This window comes from Larkinella sp. C7 (genome assembly GCF_006149005.1).
Classification (GTDB): Bacteria; Bacteroidota; Bacteroidia; order Cytophagales; family Spirosomataceae; genus Larkinella.
In genome coordinates this window covers 496,043-514,691 of sequence record NZ_VBSL01000003.1, presented here as the reverse complement: position 1 = coordinate 514,691, position 18,649 = coordinate 496,043, and the positions used below count along the sequence as shown (strand labels likewise).

Sequence of the window (18,649 nt, the reverse complement as noted above, 5' to 3'; positions counted from 1 at the left end):
GAAGCGGAACGAAGGGGTGTAAAAGCTCCTTCGTTCTTCCCGTATTACCAGTACCACACCATACACACACGCTATACTTTCTGGTCATGAAGACGACTGCTTTCGAAACCGCTTTTGTTCGGGTTCCCCTTGCCGGTTTTGCCGCCATCGACAATCCGGACTGGGCCAAGCTTAGCCAGCAACTACAGAATCCGGCTTTCCTCGAAGCGTTATACATTGCCTCGCCCGCTTTGTACGTAGAAGCCATTCAGTTCGATTTCAGCCGTCAGCCCGACGAAAAATCCCGGCGGGTACTGTATTCATTGATCAAATATTTGTCCCGCTACGCCACCCGCTGCACACCTTTCGGGTTGTTCGGCGGTTTTGCCACCACACCCATTGAGGCCACCAACTCGAACATCCGTATAGCGGATACCGTTAGCCTGAAACGGGTCGTTCGGCTCGACATGAATTACCTCTGCGCGCTGGCGCAGGATCTGGAAAAACACCCCGATGTGAAGCCATATCTCCGGTTTTTTCCGAATTCGAGCCTATACGAAATCAATGACCAATACCGCTATGTCACGTATCGGTATGACAAGGGACAGCGGGTTCACCACCTGAGCAGCGCCGAAAAAAGCGCATATCTCGCTGCGGTTCTGGAGCAAAGCCGGGCGGGCGTCCGGGCCGAAAGCCTGTCTACGGTTTTAATCAGCGACGAAATCAGTGAAGACGATGCCCGGGATTTCGTTGAATCGGTGATTGATGCCCAGTTGCTGGTGAGCGAACTGGAGCCGTCGCTGACGGGTGAAAATTTTTTGGTACAAATTCTGACCATTCTGCAAACGATTGGCAGCCAGCATCCTTCTGACGAGATCGCGCGAATTGTGGCGTTGTTGCAGGAGGTTACCGTTGATCTGAAAACCCTCGAAAGTGGGGAGCACGAGACTTCAATCGACCTGTTAAGCCAGGTAGAGCACAAACTGAGCCACCTGTCCACCCCGTTCGACCGGAAAGTCCTCTTCCAGATCGACACCTATTTACCCACGCTCTCCGGCCCGTTGAACCGGGGACTTCTCAATAAATTAGTCGCCAAAATTCCAACGCTCCTCAAACTGACTCCCACCAGTGAGGGAGCGTTGGATGACTTCAGAAACCGCTTTACCGAAAAATACGAAGGCGAAGAAATCCCGCTGGTCGTAGCCCTCGACCCGGAAATCGGCATTGGTTTTCCGGCCGATCAGGAACCCTTCGACGATTCCCCGCTGGTGGACGGTGTGACGGCTGGCGCATCGGCCAAAGCCAGGAAGACCTGGACGGTGGCTCCCGAACAGGCATTTCTGTTCCGGAAAGTAGCGGAAGCCCAGCTTCACCGCACCGCCCGGATTGCCATTACGGAAGAGGATCTGTTGGCCATCGAACCCGCCCGGCCCAACCTGCCGCCCACAAATGCCGCCATGTTTTCAGTCATTCGCGAGAACGGGCGGGAAATGCTGGTGCTCAATAGTTTTGGCGGCACCACCGGCACATCATTGCTGGGCCGTTTTGGTCATACCGATCCCACCATTCTGGATTTGATTCAGCAGATCAGCGACGCCGAGGATGCGATCCGGCCCGACGTGATTTTTGCCGACATCATTCACCTGCCCGAAGCCCGAACCGGCAACATCATCATCCGCCCCCAACTGAAAAACTACCAGATTCCGTACCTAGGCAAAGCGTCGGTCGACGCTGAACACCAGATTCCGGTGACGGATTTGATGATTCGGGTGGTGGGAAACCGCGTGGTGTTACGGTCGAAGTCGCTCAACAAAGTCATTGTTCCCCAGCTTTCCAACGCCCATCATTACGCCCAGACCAATTCGCTGGATGTCTATCATTTTCTGTGCGCCTTGCAAAACCAGGCCATTCGGCCGTGGCTGGGTCTGTCGATGGGGCCGGTCAATTCAGTATTTGTCTACATTCCCCGCATTGTGCTGGACAACATCGTTCTGTCGGAAGCCCGCTGGAATTGCCGCGCGCAGCAGGTCAAACCCCTGGTGACGGCTTTTAAAAAAGCCGACTGGTCGCGTCTGAAAACCGAGATTGACCGCTGGCGCGACCAGTACGGCATTCCCCGGCACATCTGTTTGCTGGACTACGACAACGAATTATACGTGGATCTGGAAAATCGGTGGCTGGCCGAAACGTTTGTCAATGAGATCAAATCGCAGGACCAGTTTCAAATCAAGGAGTTTCTGTTCCGCGCCGACAACGCCGTTACGCACTCTCTCGCGGGCTGGCACACGAATCAGTTTGTGGTGGCTTTTAAAAACGAGCCGGATGTTCCCCGAATGGATATTCCCCGAATGGATGTTCCCCGAATGGTGGCAAAACTATCCGCTGACAAACCGAAGCTGGACGTTTCCCGCAAATTCTTCGCCGGTTCCGAATGGCTCTATTACAAGATTTATACCGGCATCAAAACCGCCGATGCGATCCTGACGACGGTGTTGCATCCGCTGGCCGAACGGTTTACCGAGCGCGGCTGGACCGACCAATTTTTCTTTATCCGTTATGGCGATCCGCAGTTTCACATCCGATTCCGCTTCCACATCCTGAATCCGGTTTTTCTGGGGACGATCATTCAGGAATTGCACGATGCGCTGGCACCCTATGTGGCTACGAACGTGATCACCGCCATTAAAAACGATACGTACAACCGCGAACTGGAACGCTACGGGCGTAATTCCATCGACGCCGTGGAGAACTATTTTCACCGGGACAGTCAAACGATTCTGAACTTCCTGAGCTTGATCGAAGGAGCGGAAGGCGAAGAATGCCGGTGGCGGTTTGGCATGAAACTCATCGACACGATGCTGGACGAGATCGGTTTCGACCTGAAACAGAAACTGGATTTTGTGGACGAAAAGGCCGCTCAATTCGGTCAGGAATTTGGCTACAACTCGGTATTGAAAAAGCAACTGGATACGCGGTTTAAGGAAATCGAAACTGCCATCATGGAACTGTGGGCTGAAACCAACGAGGATCACCGGTTTTTCTACGACCTGAACCAACAACATCGGGAAACATTACGGCCCTTTATCCAGACCATTCTTCAACTGAAAGAACAGAATCAACTGGAAATTCCCCTGACATCGTTGTTGGGCAGTCTGATTCACATGACAACCAACCGGTTGTTCCGCACCCGGCAGCGGTTTGTCGAATATTCGCTCTACTACCATCTCCACAAGTACTATCGGACCACGTATGGCCGCACGGTACTGGCTAAGAAAAACACCCTCGTCGAAGCAGTTTTTTGATCTGGAAAACGACATGAATCTGACAATATTTCTGAGTGATGCCCCCGTTTGCAGACCCGCCCGACAGTCTGACTATTCGCTCATTCACTCATTCACTCATTCACTCATTATTTTCAGATGAAAAACGTTTTGAGAACCATTCTGGGCGGCAAAATGAGCCCCTACGCGCTGGTAGACCGGTTTCCGCACCTCGATCAGAGCGCCGGAATGGATTGCGGCCCCACCTGTCTGGCGATGATTTTCAGGCATTACGGCGCGCAGGATGTCCGGCACCAACTGACCAAACTGGCCGAAATCAACACCGAAGGAAGCAGTTTGTACGACCTGATGGAAATTTCGGAAAGCTTCGGTTTTAAGGCAGAAGGCTATGAGCTGGATTACTCCTATTTACAGAAGATTCAACTGCCCTGCATCGCCCATTACGAGGGTCAGCATTTTGTCGTGGTGTATGAAGCCACCGACGAATACGTACGCGTGGCCGATCCGGCTTTTGGCAAGGCCCGGTACGAAAAAGACGAATTTTGCAACAAGTTCAGCGGTATTGTGCTGGAGTTAAAACCGACTGAGAAGTTTTTCGAAAACACGGAACTGGAGGAAGTTGCCAACGAACACAAGGCGAAAAAGGCGTCGGTTTTCCGGCAGTTGTATTTCCCGATTCTGAAAGAAGGCAAGCGTGTGCTGGCCGAAATTTTCCTGTTTTCGCTGGTGCTCGAACTGGTCGGGCTGGTGTTGCCACTGTTCACACAAACCATGCTCGACAACGTGTTGATCAACCAGAACAAAAAGCTGCTGGTCGGGATTCTGGCGGGGTTGATGCTGGTTTTTGTCGTGCAGGTCGTGCTGACCTACGGGCGCAGTATGCTGATGATGCACTACCGGTTTCGCTTCGAAACCGAATTCATGGGCAAATTTTTCGAACGGCTCATCTCACTGAAACAGAAGTATTACGACAGCCGCAAGCGCGAAGAATTCATGTCGCGGTTTCAGGAGGGCATCGGTATCCGGGCGCTGACCAACCCGATCATCATCCAGCAATTTCTGGATGTGTTTTTCATGCTGATTTACTTCCCGATTCTCTTCGGTTTCAACACGCAACTCGCCACCATCGCGCTGGTGTGTTTCGTGGCCTACGGGTTGACGACGGTTTATTTCATCCCGATCATTAAAAACCTGCGGTCGAAAGTCTATCACAAAAATCAGGCGTCACTGGGCGGTTTTCTGGATACGGTTCTGGGCATCAAAACCGTCAAACTGCTGTCGCTGGAAAAATACAAACTCGTTCGCTGGAAACAGCTTCACCGCGAGTCCATCAACTCGGTGATGGCCGACGAGGAAAAGCAGATTCTGATCAACTCGATGCAGCGGCTGATTTTCATTTTCAGCCAGATCGCGGTGTATTGGGTCGGTTCGTACCAGATTTTTACGGGCGAACTGACGATTGGGCAATACATGGCGTTCACAGCCATTTTCATGATTCTGATGAACTCGATCAACAGCGTCAGCATGCTCTGGATGATGGTGACGCAGCTCAGTGTCAGCTTCGGAAAAGTCAACGAGATTTTTCTGGAAGACGAAGAATCCGCGAATGTTCAGGAGCAGGTTTCCCGGTTTTCGGGTAAATCCATTCGCTTCAACAACGTTTCGTTCCGCTACCAGCAGAAAGACGCGAAGTACGTGTTGAAAAACCTGAACTGCGAAATCCGGCAGGGCGAGCGCATCGGAATTGTCGGACGAAACGGCACGGGAAAATCCACCTTCGTCAAATTGCTGATGAACCTTTATCCCGACTACGAAGGTCAGATTTTTTGCGATGATACCGAACTGCGGAAAATTCATCCGAAAACACTCCGTAAACACGTACATCTGTTTCCGCAGGACACCTACGTTTTCAACGATACCATCAAGGAAAACATCCGTTGCGCCAACCTGTCGGCTTCGATGGAGCAAATCGCGGAAGCCGCCCAACTCGCGGATTTGCACCAGTTTGTCAAATCGAATCACCTGGGCTACAACCACATGATCGGCAGTTTTGGCAGCAATCTCTCCGGCGGGCAGGTTTTGAAGATCGGTTTTGCCCGGCTTTTCGTGGCCGATCAACCCGACATCATCATTCTCGATGAAGCCAGCAGCGCACTGGATGTGGAAACGGAACGCCGGATTCTGGACAACATTTACGAGCGGTTTAAAGGTAAGACCATCATTTCCATTGCGCACCGGCTGCACACGCTCAAAAACGTGGACCGGATTCTGGTTTTCGACGGCGGCACCATCGCCGAACAGGGCAACCACGGCGAACTGATTGATAAACAAGGCATTTACTACGATTTCATCAAAACGTATATCGACTATTAAACCATGCACCCGTTGTTAGCTGATCTGGAAATTACCCAGTTCGAGAATTTATACCACGTCGATGATGCGCCCATTGCCGACGTTCGCCAGCGGATTCTGAGTCGTTTGGGCTGGTTTGCCGTCCTGCTGGCTGTGGTCGGTGGCGCGATGGGTTTTGCGATTCAGTTTCCGGACATGATTGCCGTGCCGTTCGTGGTCAAATCCGAAGTGGCCGAAGAAATGTACCGGTTTCCTTCGACGATTTACGTGGAAAAAACCTTCGTCAAACCGGGCCAGACGGTGGCCGCCGGAGCGCCTTTGCTGGAAGTGAGCGCCCCGGATGTGGCCGCGCTGGTGGCCGATTTCTCCGCAGCCAACACGGCGGTGGGTCAATACGAGAAATACCGGACGGTTTCGGCCAGCAAAGAACAGCAGATCATTGAGTTGACGATGGCGCAGATTCGGGAAGACATCCGGCTGAAAGAAACGCAGATCGAAGTGCAAAAAACGAAGTGGGCGTCGGAACTGGTGAAACTGAAGTTTGAGCAGGAAGACGCACAGCGGATTTTCAACATCAACCAGGCGTTGTACCGCACCGGCGACATCAGCAAAAACGACCTGAATGCTTATGAGGCCACGTGGTTGCGGGCGCAATCGGCCTACCAGTCGGGAACGCAGAATTTCGGGCAGGAAGAACGAACGTTGCGCCAGCAGATCGAAAGCAAAAGGCTGGAAATGGTAAGCCTGGAAAAGCAGTTGACCAAAAAAGATACCGACTTCCGGGGCGAAGGCGCGCAGCTCCGCAGTTCGCGGGATGCGATGCAAAAACGCATTGAAGGGCGGTTTGGCCCATTTGAAATTACCGCCAACAACCATTTGATTCTGAAAGCCGAGCGTGCCGGTACGGTTTCGTTTGTCTTCGACGGCGAGAAGGAAGCGGCTGCCAGTGCGATTGTCCTCAAACTGATTTACAGGGAAGCGCCACTGTACGCGTATACGCAGGTGAACTCGTCGCGCATCGGGCAGGTGAAAGTCGGACAACCGGTGATTCTGAAACTGGATGCCTTTCCGGTGTACGAATGGGGAACCGTCCGCGGCCGGGTGAGCCAGGTTTCGATTACGCCCGATGAGAAGGGGCTTTTCAACGTTCAGGTGCAACTCACCGATTATCAGCGACTCGACAAGCGCATCCAGATTGGTATGCAGGGCAATTGCAACATCATTTTCGACGAAAGAACGCTGTATGAGTACACGTTCCGAAATTTCAAAAAAGTAGCCACCGAACTCACGGACTAATTACCAGCCATGAACGCACTGTTGACCGATACCCAAACCCGGATTGAAACGGAGCTCCACCGACTTTACGATACCGTTGCCGCCGAACCGGTGGCCGAAAACCCGTCGCTGCTGTCGGGGCAGGTCGGCTACGCCATTTTTGAAGCGTATTACCAGCGGCAGTTCGGATTAACCGACAACAGCCGGATCTGGGAACGACTCAGTACGGGCATCGACGCCATTCAATCGGGGGCTGTCGATCACACGTTTGCGGGCGGTATTTCCGGCATTGCCTGGGGTTTTCTGCACCTCCACAACCACGGTTTTCTGGCCGACAGTCAGGATGATCCGCAGGAAATTGTGTCCGCCCTTGACGAACCGCTTTTTTTGCTTTCGATGGACGACCTGAGCAAAGGCCGTTTCGATTACTTACACGCCGGTTTAGGAGCTTGTCTGTATTTCCTGGAACGGCCCCGTACGCCCGAAATCGTGTATTATTTGAAGGAAATCGTTGCCCAACTGGATAAAATAGCCATCAAAAAGAACGACGGATCGATCACCTGGCACTTTCGAAATTTTAACAACCCCGCCGATGAGTCGGTATCCTACAACCCGGGGTTGTCGCACGGCACGGCCAGTATCGTTGCTCTCCTGAGTCTGCTGCACCAGCATGGCTACGCCCGGCCGCAAGGCAGCCGCCTGATCGAAGGCGGTTTGCAGTGGCTGTGGAGCGTCCGCAACACGGGCCACCAAGCCGTATTTCCCAGACAATTACTGGATGATCAAACCCGGGAGGAATTCAGCCGGCTGGCGTGGTGTTACGGCGATCCGGGCATCGCGCACACGTTTCAACTGGCGGGTGAAATCTTCGGGAATACCCGCTGGAAACAGATCGCGGAACAGACGATGCTAAAAGCCGCCGTCCGTCGCAGCCGGAAGGAAACACTGGTGTCCGACACGGGTTTCTGCCACGGCTCAAGTGGACTCGGCCACCTGTTTTCCAAATTTGCGCATTGGTATCCGAACCCGGTTTTCGACGAAACCGCCCGGTACTGGCTGGATGCCACCTTGAACCAGGCCCTGCCCTCCCCGGAAATCGACGGGTTGTCGTCCGTTACGCCCCTGCCCAATCGCGGAGAACGCTGTTTGCTGGAAGGCGATGCCAGCGTAGGAATGGTTTTGTTATCACAGCTCGGCGCGAATCCGGCCTGGGAGCGGTTTTTACTGATGCGGTGATTTTCATTGGTTAAGCAGGTAACTGAAAAATAGAAAAACCGGCTACATCATTGATCTTATCCTTTATCTTCGTGGATGAAAACCAGATGAAGGGATACCTACTCAATGATTCAACCCAACCGCTTTCGAACACCGCTGCTCATTTCGGGACTTTTCGCCGTCGCAGTCGTGTCCTGCATGAAAATGAGCCCAACCGGGTCGTCCAAAACCGCCAGCACACCGCTGGTCGTTCAGGAAGATCCGGCGACCGCCCGCACCCGGGCGAAGGAAATCCGGGACAACACCGCCATCAAGCTGGCCGATGGACTCAAAGTCGACCTCTGGGCGTCGGATTCGCTGGCGCCCGATCCGGTTTCCATGTCCATCGACGACCAGGGGCGGGTGTATCTGACCCGAACCAACCGCCAGAAAAACTCCGAATTCGACATTCGCGGCCACCGCGACTGGATGACGCCGTCCATCGCCCTGCAATCCGTTGAAGAACGGCGGGCGTTTCTGCGTAGCACCTTCGCACCCGAAAAAAGCAAGGAAAACGAATGGCTGAAAGACCTGAACGGCGACGGCAGCCACGACTGGAAAGATCTGGCCGTTGAAAAAGACGAAGTCTGGCGGCTGGAAGACACCACCGGCGACGGCATTGCCGACAAAGCAACCCGGATTCTGAACGATTTCTTCGAAGAAGTTTCCGATGTAGCCGGGGGTTTGCTGATTCGGGCCGAAGACGCGTTTGTGGCCATTGCCCCGGATTTGTGGCGGCTGAAAGACACCAACGGCGACGGTATGCTGGATCAGAAAACGTCGATCAGCCACGGCTACGGCGTTCACATCGGTTTTGGCGGCCACGGCATGTCGAATCCGATTGAAGGACCGGATGGCAAAATTTACTGGAACATCGGCGACATCGGTGCCAACATCACCACCGCCGAAGGCGTCAACCACAAACGCCCCAACGAGGGAATCATCGCCCGATCCAACCCGGACGGTTCTGATTTCGAAGTGTTTGCGGGCGGTTTGCGCAATACCCACGAATTTGTCTTTGACGAATACGGCAACCTGATCAGTTCCGACAACGACGGCGATCACCCCGGCGAAAGCGAGCGGCTGGTGCACGTTGTCGAAGGCTCGGACGCAGGCTGGCGGTCCAACTGGCAGTATGGCAAATACACTGATCCGAAGAACAACAGTTACAAGGTCTGGATGGACGAGAAACTGTATACGCCCCGCTGGGAAGGTCAGGCGGCTTACATCATCCCGCCCATCCAGAACTTCCACAACGGCCCGACCGGCATGGTCTACAACCCCGGCACCGCCCTGGGTTCGGCGTGGAAAAACAAATTTTTTCTGGTGGAATTCGTGGGCAATCCGGCCCGGTCGCCCATCTGGTCGTTTGGCCTGAAACCAAAAGGGGCGTCGTTTGTGCTCGATGGCGAGAAAAATATTCTGAACGGGATTCTGCCAACCGGTATCCGGTTCGGCCCCGATGGCGCTTTGTACATCGCCGACTGGATCAACGGCTGGGACGCCAAAAACTACGGACGGGTCTGGAAACTGGATGTAACCGACGACAAAAACGATCTGAAAGCCCTACGCGCTGAAACAAAACGCCTGATGGTGTTGAATTACGGGACGCAAACGGACGACATGCTGTTGTCACTCCTGTCGAACCCCGACATGCGCATCCGGCAGAAATCGCAGTTTGAACTGGTCAAACGCGGAGCCAAAGGAGCCGTTGTGTTGCAGAAAGCCGTGGCGCAAACCGGCAACCAACTGGCCCGGATTCACGGCATCTGGGGCCTGGGGCAACTGGAACGGCAGGACAAATCCTACACGGCTTCCCTCCTACCGTTGCTGAAAGATGCGGATCTCGAAATCGTGGCCCAAACCGCCAAAGTTCTCGGTGACGCGGCTGCGCCGGAAGCCGGGCCGCTGCTGATTCCCTTGCTGACGAGCCAAAACCCGCGCGTAAAATTCTTCGGCGCTCAGGCATTGGGACGCATCAAATACCAGCCCGCCGTCGAACCGCTGCTGGATCTGATCAAGGCCAACAACGACGAGGATGTGTATCTGCGTCACGCTGCGGTTTTGGCCCTGTCGCGCATCGGGCAGGTTGAACCGATGGTGGCGCTGGCCAGCAATCCCAACAAATCCCTGCGCCTGGCTGCGGTGTTGGTGCTGCGCCGGTTGAGCAGCGAAAAAGTTGCGCTGTTTTTGCAGGACAAAGACGAATACATCGCGACGGAAGCCGCCCGCGCCATCAACGACGATTTATCCATCGAAAAGGCGTTACCGGCCCTGGCGGCAACGTTGAAAGACACCCGGTTTACCTCCGAACCGCTCCTGCGCCGGGCCATCAACGCGGCCCTGCGGGTGGGTACCGACGAACAACTGAACACCCTGATTGCCTTTGCCAAACGCAAAGACGTGGACAAGGAACTGCGGGCCGAAGCCCTGGCGACCCTCGGAACCTGGGCCAAACCGTCCCCGCTGGACCGCGTCGACGGACGCTACCGGGGTGTTGTTGAGCGCAATCCGGCGCTGGTGAAAGCCAAAATCCAGGAGCAGGCCGATGTCTTTTTGCAGGAAACCGACCCCACGGTTTTGGTGGCGATTTCGCAGATGGTGAGTAATTTAGGCATCACCGACAAAGCCGCCAGCCTGGCCAAAATCATGGACGAAAGTCAATCCGCCGAGGTTCGGTCGGCCATGCTGACGGCTTTGCACCAGTTGAAATATCCGGCGATTGAGACGGTGATCAGAAAGGGCATGAACGATTCGGATGCGGATGTTCGCACCACGGCCCTGGGTTTGGTCAGTGGCCTGAATCTGTCACCGGAAGCATTAGCGGACGTATCGAAGGCGATTTTTGAGAAGGGAACCGTTCGGGAACAGCAGCAAATGCTGCGGGTTCTGGGCGGTATGCCGGTGGCGAAAACCGAGCCGATTCTGGCCGGTGTCATCGATAAAATGGTCAGCAAGCAACTACCGGCCAGCCTGGCCCTGGAACTCGGTGAAGCCGTGGACTCCACCAAATCAGCGGCCCTGATTGCCAAACTGGCTCCGCTGCGGGGAACCGGAACCGGCGTTGCGGAATACCAGGATGCGCTGTTTGGCGGAAATGCACAGGCGGGTCGCCGAATTTTCAACACCAACTCCACGGCGCAATGCGTTCGCTGTCATGCCATTGGCGGACAGGGCGGAGCTGTCGGACCGTCGCTGACGGGCATTGGTGATGTGCTGACCCGGGAGCAGATTCTGCAGGCGCTCATCGAACCGAGTGCCCGACTGGCCCCCGGTTTCGGCATGGTTTCGCTGACGCTGAAGGATGGACAAACCGTCAGTGGTGTTCTCAACGCCGAAAACGCGCACGAGCTGGTTCTGAAAACGTCCGAAGCCGAACCGCTGAAGGTGCCCGTTGCCCGGATCGATAAACGGGAAAACCTGCCCTCCAGCATGCCGCCGATGGGCTACATTCTGTCCAAACGGGAAATCCGCGATGTAGTCGAGTTTCTGGCGACCTTAAAGAAATAACGGAACGGGTCCACACGGTTTTACGGTTTTTTCAGCAAATCGTCGAGCGTGTGGACCTCTCCATTTTTGACGACGCTCACCACATTCCAGGCATCCCGGATGGTGGTGAGCGGATCGCCGGTAACAATCACCAGATCAGCCAGTTTCCCCGGCTCCAGCGACCCCAGATCTTTGCTTACGCCCACCGCTTCGGCCGCCCAGAGTGTTGCCGAACGCAGGGCTTCGAAGGGCGTCAGACCCGCATCGACAAACGTCTGAAGTTCCGTGTGCAGGCTCATCGCGTACGGTACAAACGGGCTGTCGGTTCCCGTCGTGACGTGTGCCCCCGCAGCCACCAGGGCCTTTATCGTGTTTTGCAGGTTCCGAAAATTAGTCAGGTAGCCCGGATTGATTCGGATAATCTGCGACGCCCCGGCCTGGAGCGAGGTCGTAAACCGTTCCGAATAAAACGCCTTGTACTGCCGGTTTTCAAAGAACGCGGGGTCTTTGCCCGCCATCACGTAAAAACCGCCCTGGAGCGAAGCCGTCGGCGTGATGTTCATGCCCGACTTCGCCAGCAATTGAATCACATCCTGGTAACTCCGATTCATGCCCGTGATTTTGGGCGAATACCCCCGCCGACTGGTTCCGCCAATGTGCTCGACAGCATCGACTTCGTAGCTCATGGCCGGATAGATTTCGTGCGATGAAACCGGCATGCCGTGGGCGTGGGCAAAGGCCGTGATGCGCTTCTGCATGGGGTCCGGCATCCGGACGTAGGTTTTGATGAGGTCGAAATTCAGCCGAACGGCGCGGTTCAGTTCCAGTTCCAGTTGCGCCCCCGACGCAATGCTGGTGGCTAATCCGTAGTAAATCCGGCTCCCATCGGTGAGACCGCCGGTAAAAAACTGGCGTGGTCCGATGCGCCGACCGCTGGCCCAGGCTTCTTTTCGTTCCAGCGCGTCATACGGGTCGGCTCCCGTTTCCCGCAGTGACGTGATCCCGTAGGACAGCCACAAACGGCCCTGCGGTTCGCCGTTCATGGCACTCTGGTGGGTGTGCATTTCGAACAAACCCGGAATAACGGTTTTGTCGGACGCGTCGATCAGTTTACCCGTCCGACCCGCCTGATGGGGAACAATCGCCTTGATCCGGCTGCCTTCGATCAGAATATCCACATTTTTGCGATACGCAGCCGTGCGTCCGTCGAACACCTGCCCGGCATGGATGACCGTCTGGCCCACCGGTTTTTTGATTTGCCAGGTAAAGTGCATCGGAATGGTTTCAATGCGCCCACCGGCCAGAAACACCTGCTTGAGTGTGTCGGTAGCCAGATAAATGATACGCTGCGAATCCCCCGCCCAACTGGGTGAATCGGCCAGTTCATTGGTGAGTCGTTTGGCCGGACCCGTAAAATTCCCCAGCGCATCGACCGGACTGACCCACAGCAAACCGTCGAGGATGTAGGCCATGAACTGGCCGTTTGGCGACCAGGCTGGGCCATTTTTCCCGCGCGTCCCCAGCGACCGATCCGAAACGGGCGACACGTGCCGGTCGCTGTTGCCGTCGGCTTTCCCGTCGATGGTGACCAGTAAGATTTCGGTGACGCCTTCCCGGTAACGCGACGAATAGACATCCAGCGCCGACAAGGCGATGGTCTTGCCCGTTGGTGACCAGCTCGGCTGGCTCGGCACAAAAACCGATTCGTGGTATTTTTCAACCTGCCCGGTTCGAACGTCCACGAGGTTCAAAGTCCCCCGCCCCCAGACGTTGCGCGGGTCACCCTCATAAAAAGCAATCCGGCTACCGTCCGGCGACCAGGCCGGAAAGTTGAGGTCGTCGGACAAATCCACCAGCCGACGGTCTTCACCGGTTTTCAGGTCGCGCACCCAGAGATCCATGTTGCCCTGCCGGTCGGACGTAAAAGCCAGTTTCGTTCCGTCGGGCGACCAGGCCGGATCGGCTTCGACGTAGACATCGCTGGTCAAGGCTTTGGGCTGCGGAACGCCATTTGTCAACAGCCACAAATCCCCCAGGGCGGCAAAAACGATCTGTTTGCCATCGGGCGAAACCGTCGGCCCTTTGATTCCCCGAACGGGTTGCGGAGTGGGCTGGTCAAAATTGTAGCGTTTGCGCTGGTACGTTGTGCGGGCCAGCGAAACCGTCGCCTGAAAGGCAATCTCCCTGGCCGGGGCCTGTTTCAGGCTTTGCTTTTTCAGTTTGCCGTCGGCGGTGTAGAGATAGTCGGTCGCGGAGGCCCAGCTAATCCGGAACGGGAACACGTCTTCGGCGGCTGGAGTCAGAATCTGGCTGTTGCCCGTGGTCACATTCACCACGGCCAGACCGCTCTGGTTGCGGGTCAGGATGTTGTAAAAAACCTGCGAGCCGTCGGGTTGCCAGGCGGGGGCGGCCAGTTTGGCCGGACTGGCCGTCAGCAGGTGTTCTTTGCCCGTTTCATCGATCCGGTAAAGTCCCGGCGAATCGGTTCGTTCGGAGACAAAAGCCACCTGCCGGCCGTCGGGCGAAAAAGCCGGGTTGTAGTCGTTGGCCGAGTTGCGGGTGAGTTGGGTCAACGCACCGGTTTCGAGGGTCAGTTGCCAGATGTCGTAGTTGCCGCTTCGGTCGGACGAAAACACGAGGTGTTTGCCATCAGGCGACCAATGCGGTTCCCGGTCGTCGAACACCCCGAAAGTCAACTGTTTTTTACCCGAACCGTCTTTGTTCACCATCCAGAGGTGGTAGATGCCATCCCAGAAGGCGTGAAACACAATCCAGTTTCCATCCGGCGACCAGGCAGGTTGACGGCAATCGCCCAGGGCATCGGTAACGGGCCGCGCCGTGCCGCCGGTAGCGGGCAAAACCCAGATCGTTCCCTGTAGATCGACGGCGATGGTTTTCTGATCGGGCGAAAGCACGGCGGCCATGTTGGTTCCTTCGGTCACCGTAATTTTCAGCGAATCGGCAGCGGTTCCGGCCCAGACAGCGGGCATTGAAAAAGCACTCACCACCAGCAATAGCCAGACAGAGCGCCTGCATAAGTAGGTATTCTTCATAAGCAAAAACGAAAAAAGGAGTATGCCCGTTGACCGGACGAACAGGAACAAGCGTATTTTAGTATGCAGGAAAGTCGGTAAAATTCAAGCTGGGACGACGGAAGAAAATAGTTCGGGCAACACGCCGATAGATGAGTAATGCCTTCATCGTCAGATTAATATTAGCGCAATAAATCCATACTTGGTAGCGACTTTTGGATAAAGTTTGAAAATTATATTTTGAACGATAAAAAATTATATTTTGATCAATAAAACATAAAACATATAATATTTTGAATAATACGGTATTTTATTGAACTATAAGTAGTATTATAACAAAAATAACAAATTATCTACCGAACCCTATTGACACTTTAAAACTTGCTTCTATATTTGAGTCATCATTACGGAATAATACAATCCGGTTCTTACCCCGTCTGCTTGATTCTGGCCGCACTTGAAGAGAGCAAGTATCAATTATCAGTCATACAATACAAAGAATTTTCTCCGGTAGACTCACCCGTCCACCGGTGGTAAACGTTTGGAACTGATTTCGCCCATTCACCCCGTTCGAATGGAAGCGAACGATCGATAAATACACCACACACCAACTGACGGCCTTTGCTGGTTGCCGCGACCAGCTTGGGAAAACTATTGCCTTTCAAAATCACCGGAATACCCCCTAGTGCCCTATCCAGGAATAAACCAGTTCAACTTTAACTCCTTTCCAACGATGAAAAAAGTACCTTTACTCTGTGTATTGCTTTTTATCTCGTGCCTCTCGAGTCCGCTCTGGGCTCAAACCCGGATTATAAAAGGCGTCGTTACCTCCGGTGAAGACAGTTCCCCGCTTCCTGGCGTCAACGTGGTGCTCAAAGGGACCACCACCGGGGTTTCGACCAACCCCGAAGGAGCCTATTCCTTCGCCATTCCGACCAATCTGGACAAAGATGCCGCGCTGGTTTTCTCGTTCATCGGCATGGTTACGCAGGAAGTCCCGATTGGCAACCAGAGCCTCATTTCAGTCGCCCTCAAACACGAAGCCCTTTCCCTCAGCGAGGTGGTGGTCAGCGCATTAGGCTTTAAAGAAAACGCCGACAAACTCGGCGCTACGGCCGCCAAAATCGATGCGAAAGACATTGTCCGTTCCGGCGAAACCGGGGTAATCAACAGCATGGCCGGCAAAGCCGCAGGGGTGCAGGTGACCCGCTCCGCCGGCGATCCGGGCGCAGGTTCCTACATCCAGATTCGGGGGCAGAACACCATTACCGGCTCCACCCAGCCACTGGTGATTGTCGACGGCATTCCGGTCAGCAACTCCACCCTCGGCGACGGCGTGGCCGGGGTTTCCCAGCAATCCCGTCTAAACGACATCAACCCCGACGACATTGCCTCCATGCAGGTTCTGAAGGGCGCGTCGGCCGCGGCACTCTGGGGATCGCGGGCGGCCAACGGCGTGATTGTGATTACGACCAAAAAAGGAGCCAACAGCAATAAGGTCAACGTGTCGCTCAGTTCGACGGTTTCGTTCGACGAGCCGAACCGCCTGCACCCGATGCAGAGCACGTATGGACAGGGCGCGGGGGGCGTCTACAGCCCCACGGGATCGTTTACCTGGGGCGACCGGATTGCCGACCGGTCGGGAGCCGCCGACGAACTGAATAAGACCGGCCAACGGTTTGAAGCGGAAAATGGCGTGACGTATTATCCGATTCTCAAGAAAAACGCGAAGGAAACGTTCAACGACATCCGCAAAGATCAGGTGTTCCGGACGGGAACCTACCTCGATAACAATGTGAACATCAGTGGGGGAAACGACAAAGGAAACTTCTACCTGAGCATCGGTGATCTGCGTCAGAAAGGCATCCTGAACGGACAAAGTGACTACAAGCGGACGTCGGTTCGGTTCAATACCGAACGGCGGTTCAACGACGTCATCAAAGCCACCACCAACGCTACCTACGCCCGAACGACCTCAAACCGGGTGCAGCGCAGCAATAGCGTCGCCGGCTTGTACATCGGGATGCTTCGGACCCCACCCGATTACGACAACCGGGGGTACAAAGGGAATTATTACGCGACGCCAACGGCCAGCCCGATTCCGAACCGGCAACGCTCCTTCCGAAATTACCTCGGCGCATCGGCCAACCCCGTCTACAACGATCCGTTGTGGGCGATCAACGAAATGACCAACACCACGGAAGTAGACCGGTTTATTCTGAGTTCCGAACTCCTGATTACGCCAGCCAAATGGTTCGACATCACCGCCCGGGGCGGTCTGGATAGTTACACGGATCTGCGGATTACCAACGCGCCGGTGTCTTCCGCCGTAAACAGCGGCCTGGGGAGTTTCGAGGAACAGATGCTCAAGGAAACCGAGATGAACCTGGATGTGATTGGCCGGGTTTTCAAGGATTTTGGCAAGGACATCACCAGCACGCTGATCGTTGGTTTCAACATCAACGACCGGAAATACCTGAGCCTGGGCGGCACGCTGAACACTTTCATCATTCCGGACGCTCCCCCAAACTTTAGCAATGCCCTGGCAACCAACCGGGTTCCGTACAACACCTCGACCCACCGCAGGACCGCCCGCCTGTATTCATCCCTGAACCTGGGTTTTTACGACCAGGTGTTCCTGAACATGTCGCTGGCGGGTGAAGCCGGTTCCACGTTCGGAAGCGAGTCGCAATCGACCTTCTACTATCCCTCAGCCGATGTCGCCTGGCAGTTTACCAAGCTGCCGCTGCTGGCGGGAAACAACGTGTTGTCGTTCGGCAAACTGCGGGCATCGTACGGAACGGTGGGGGTTCAGCCGGATGCCTACCGGAACACCACGACATTTGTCAATGCCTCCTTCGGGAGCTGGGGCGGCCCCGTCAGCGGCACCGGCTACGGCAATGGCGCCTTTGTCCGCAGCAACCGGCAGGGCGACCCCAACCTGCGTCCCGAACGGAAAACCGAGTGGGAACTGGGCACCGACCTGCGCTTTCTGAACGACAAACTTTCCGTCGGTTTTACGTATTACCAGAACAAGATTGTCGACCTGCTGCTGGATGTAGCCGCGGCCGGTTCCACCGGTTTTACGCAGAAATACACCAACGCCGGGAGCATGCAGAACAAGGGTCTGGAACTGGAACTGAACTACAACATCCTGAACCGCAACGCGTTTAGCTGGAATATCTTTGCCAACTGGAGCCGCAACATCAACGAAGTGATCGACCTGGCCGGTACCGACAACATCACCCTGGGCGGTTTCAGCAGTACCTCCAGTACGGTAGCCAAAGTGGGTTACGCGATGTCGTCGCTGTATGGCGGGGTGTATCAACGGACGGAAAACGGCTCGCTGGCACTCAACGCCAACGGTTTTCCGCAAATCGCGTCGTCGTTTGGCGTTCTCGGTAACCCCAATCCCGACTGGCGCGGAGGGTTTGGTACGAATCTGTCTTACAAAGGCGTTTCCCTGAATGTGCTTTTCGAAACCTCGCAGGGCGGTGACTTTTACAACGGAACGCGCGGGGTGATGTATCATTTCGGCACCCACGAAGACGTGGGAACGGATGTGACGCTGACCCAGGATCTGAAAAATTATTCGGGGAAAGTGGTAGCCGCCGGAACGACGGTTCGGGGTAAAATTCAGGATTTTGGAGCCGGGCCGGTGCTGCTCGATGAAGCCTACTACACCTCCATTGGCGGTGGCTTCAGCACGCTGGTCGAGCAGTTCATCAGCGACGGTAGCTGGACGCGGCTGCGGGAAGTTTCACTGGGCTACTCCCTCCATTCGGCCAAATTCCGGCAGAAAACCCGGCTGCAATCCATCGACTTTACGGTCACAGGCCGCAACCCGGTTTTGTGGACAAAGGTGGTGGGAATCGACCCCGAAACCGGCCTGAACGGAACGGGCAACTCGCGCGGGCAGGACTATTTTAACAGCCCCAACACGCGCTCGCTGCTGTTCAGCGTGAAGATCAATTACTGATCGTCCGT

7 protein-coding genes are annotated in these 18,649 nt (G+C 55.1%); 6 read left to right on the top strand and 1 reads right to left on the bottom strand.

The window, feature by feature from the left end; translation table 11 throughout:
- Nucleotides 1–86: 86 nt before the first annotated feature.
- From FH871_RS10310 to FH871_RS10290, 5 genes are all read left to right on the top strand, one after another.
- Entirely contained in the window at nt 87–3,281 is a 3,195-nt protein-coding gene (locus FH871_RS10310; protein WP_138991351.1) for a lantibiotic dehydratase, read from the top strand.
- 117 nt (nt 3,282–3,398) lie between these two features.
- The gene (locus FH871_RS10305) at nt 3,399–5,633 is read left to right on the top strand and encodes a peptidase domain-containing ABC transporter (RefSeq protein ID WP_138991350.1); all 2,235 of its coding nucleotides are present in this window, start codon (nt 3,399–3,401) and stop codon (nt 5,631–5,633) included.
- A gap of 3 nt (nt 5,634–5,636) precedes the next feature.
- On the top strand, nt 5,637–6,908 hold the full coding sequence (locus tag FH871_RS10300; protein ID WP_138991349.1) for an HlyD family secretion protein: 1,272 nt from the start codon (nt 5,637–5,639) through the stop codon (nt 6,906–6,908).
- A gap of 9 nt (nt 6,909–6,917) precedes the next feature.
- Entirely contained in the window at nt 6,918–8,123 is a 1,206-nt protein-coding gene (locus FH871_RS10295) for a lanthionine synthetase C family protein (RefSeq protein WP_138991348.1), read from the top strand.
- Nucleotides 8,124–8,228: 105 nt separating this feature from the next.
- On the top strand, nt 8,229–11,651 hold the full coding sequence (locus tag FH871_RS10290; protein ID WP_138991347.1) for a HEAT repeat domain-containing protein: 3,423 nt from the start codon (nt 8,229–8,231) through the stop codon (nt 11,649–11,651).
- A 20-nt stretch (nt 11,652–11,671) separates the two neighbouring features.
- On the opposite strand, the gene FH871_RS10285 is transcribed toward FH871_RS10290, so the two are convergent.
- Nucleotides 11,672–14,683 (bottom strand): amidohydrolase family protein, encoded by a 3,012-nt coding sequence (locus tag FH871_RS10285; protein WP_138991346.1) that lies wholly within the window; start codon nt 14,681–14,683, stop codon nt 11,672–11,674.
- A gap of 712 nt (nt 14,684–15,395) precedes the next feature.
- Between FH871_RS10285 and FH871_RS10280 the strand changes: the two genes are divergently transcribed.
- Complete coding sequence (locus tag FH871_RS10280) at nt 15,396–18,641, top strand: SusC/RagA family TonB-linked outer membrane protein (protein WP_138991345.1); 3,246 nt, start codon at nt 15,396–15,398, stop codon at nt 18,639–18,641.
- Nucleotides 18,642–18,649: the final 8 nt, after the last annotated feature.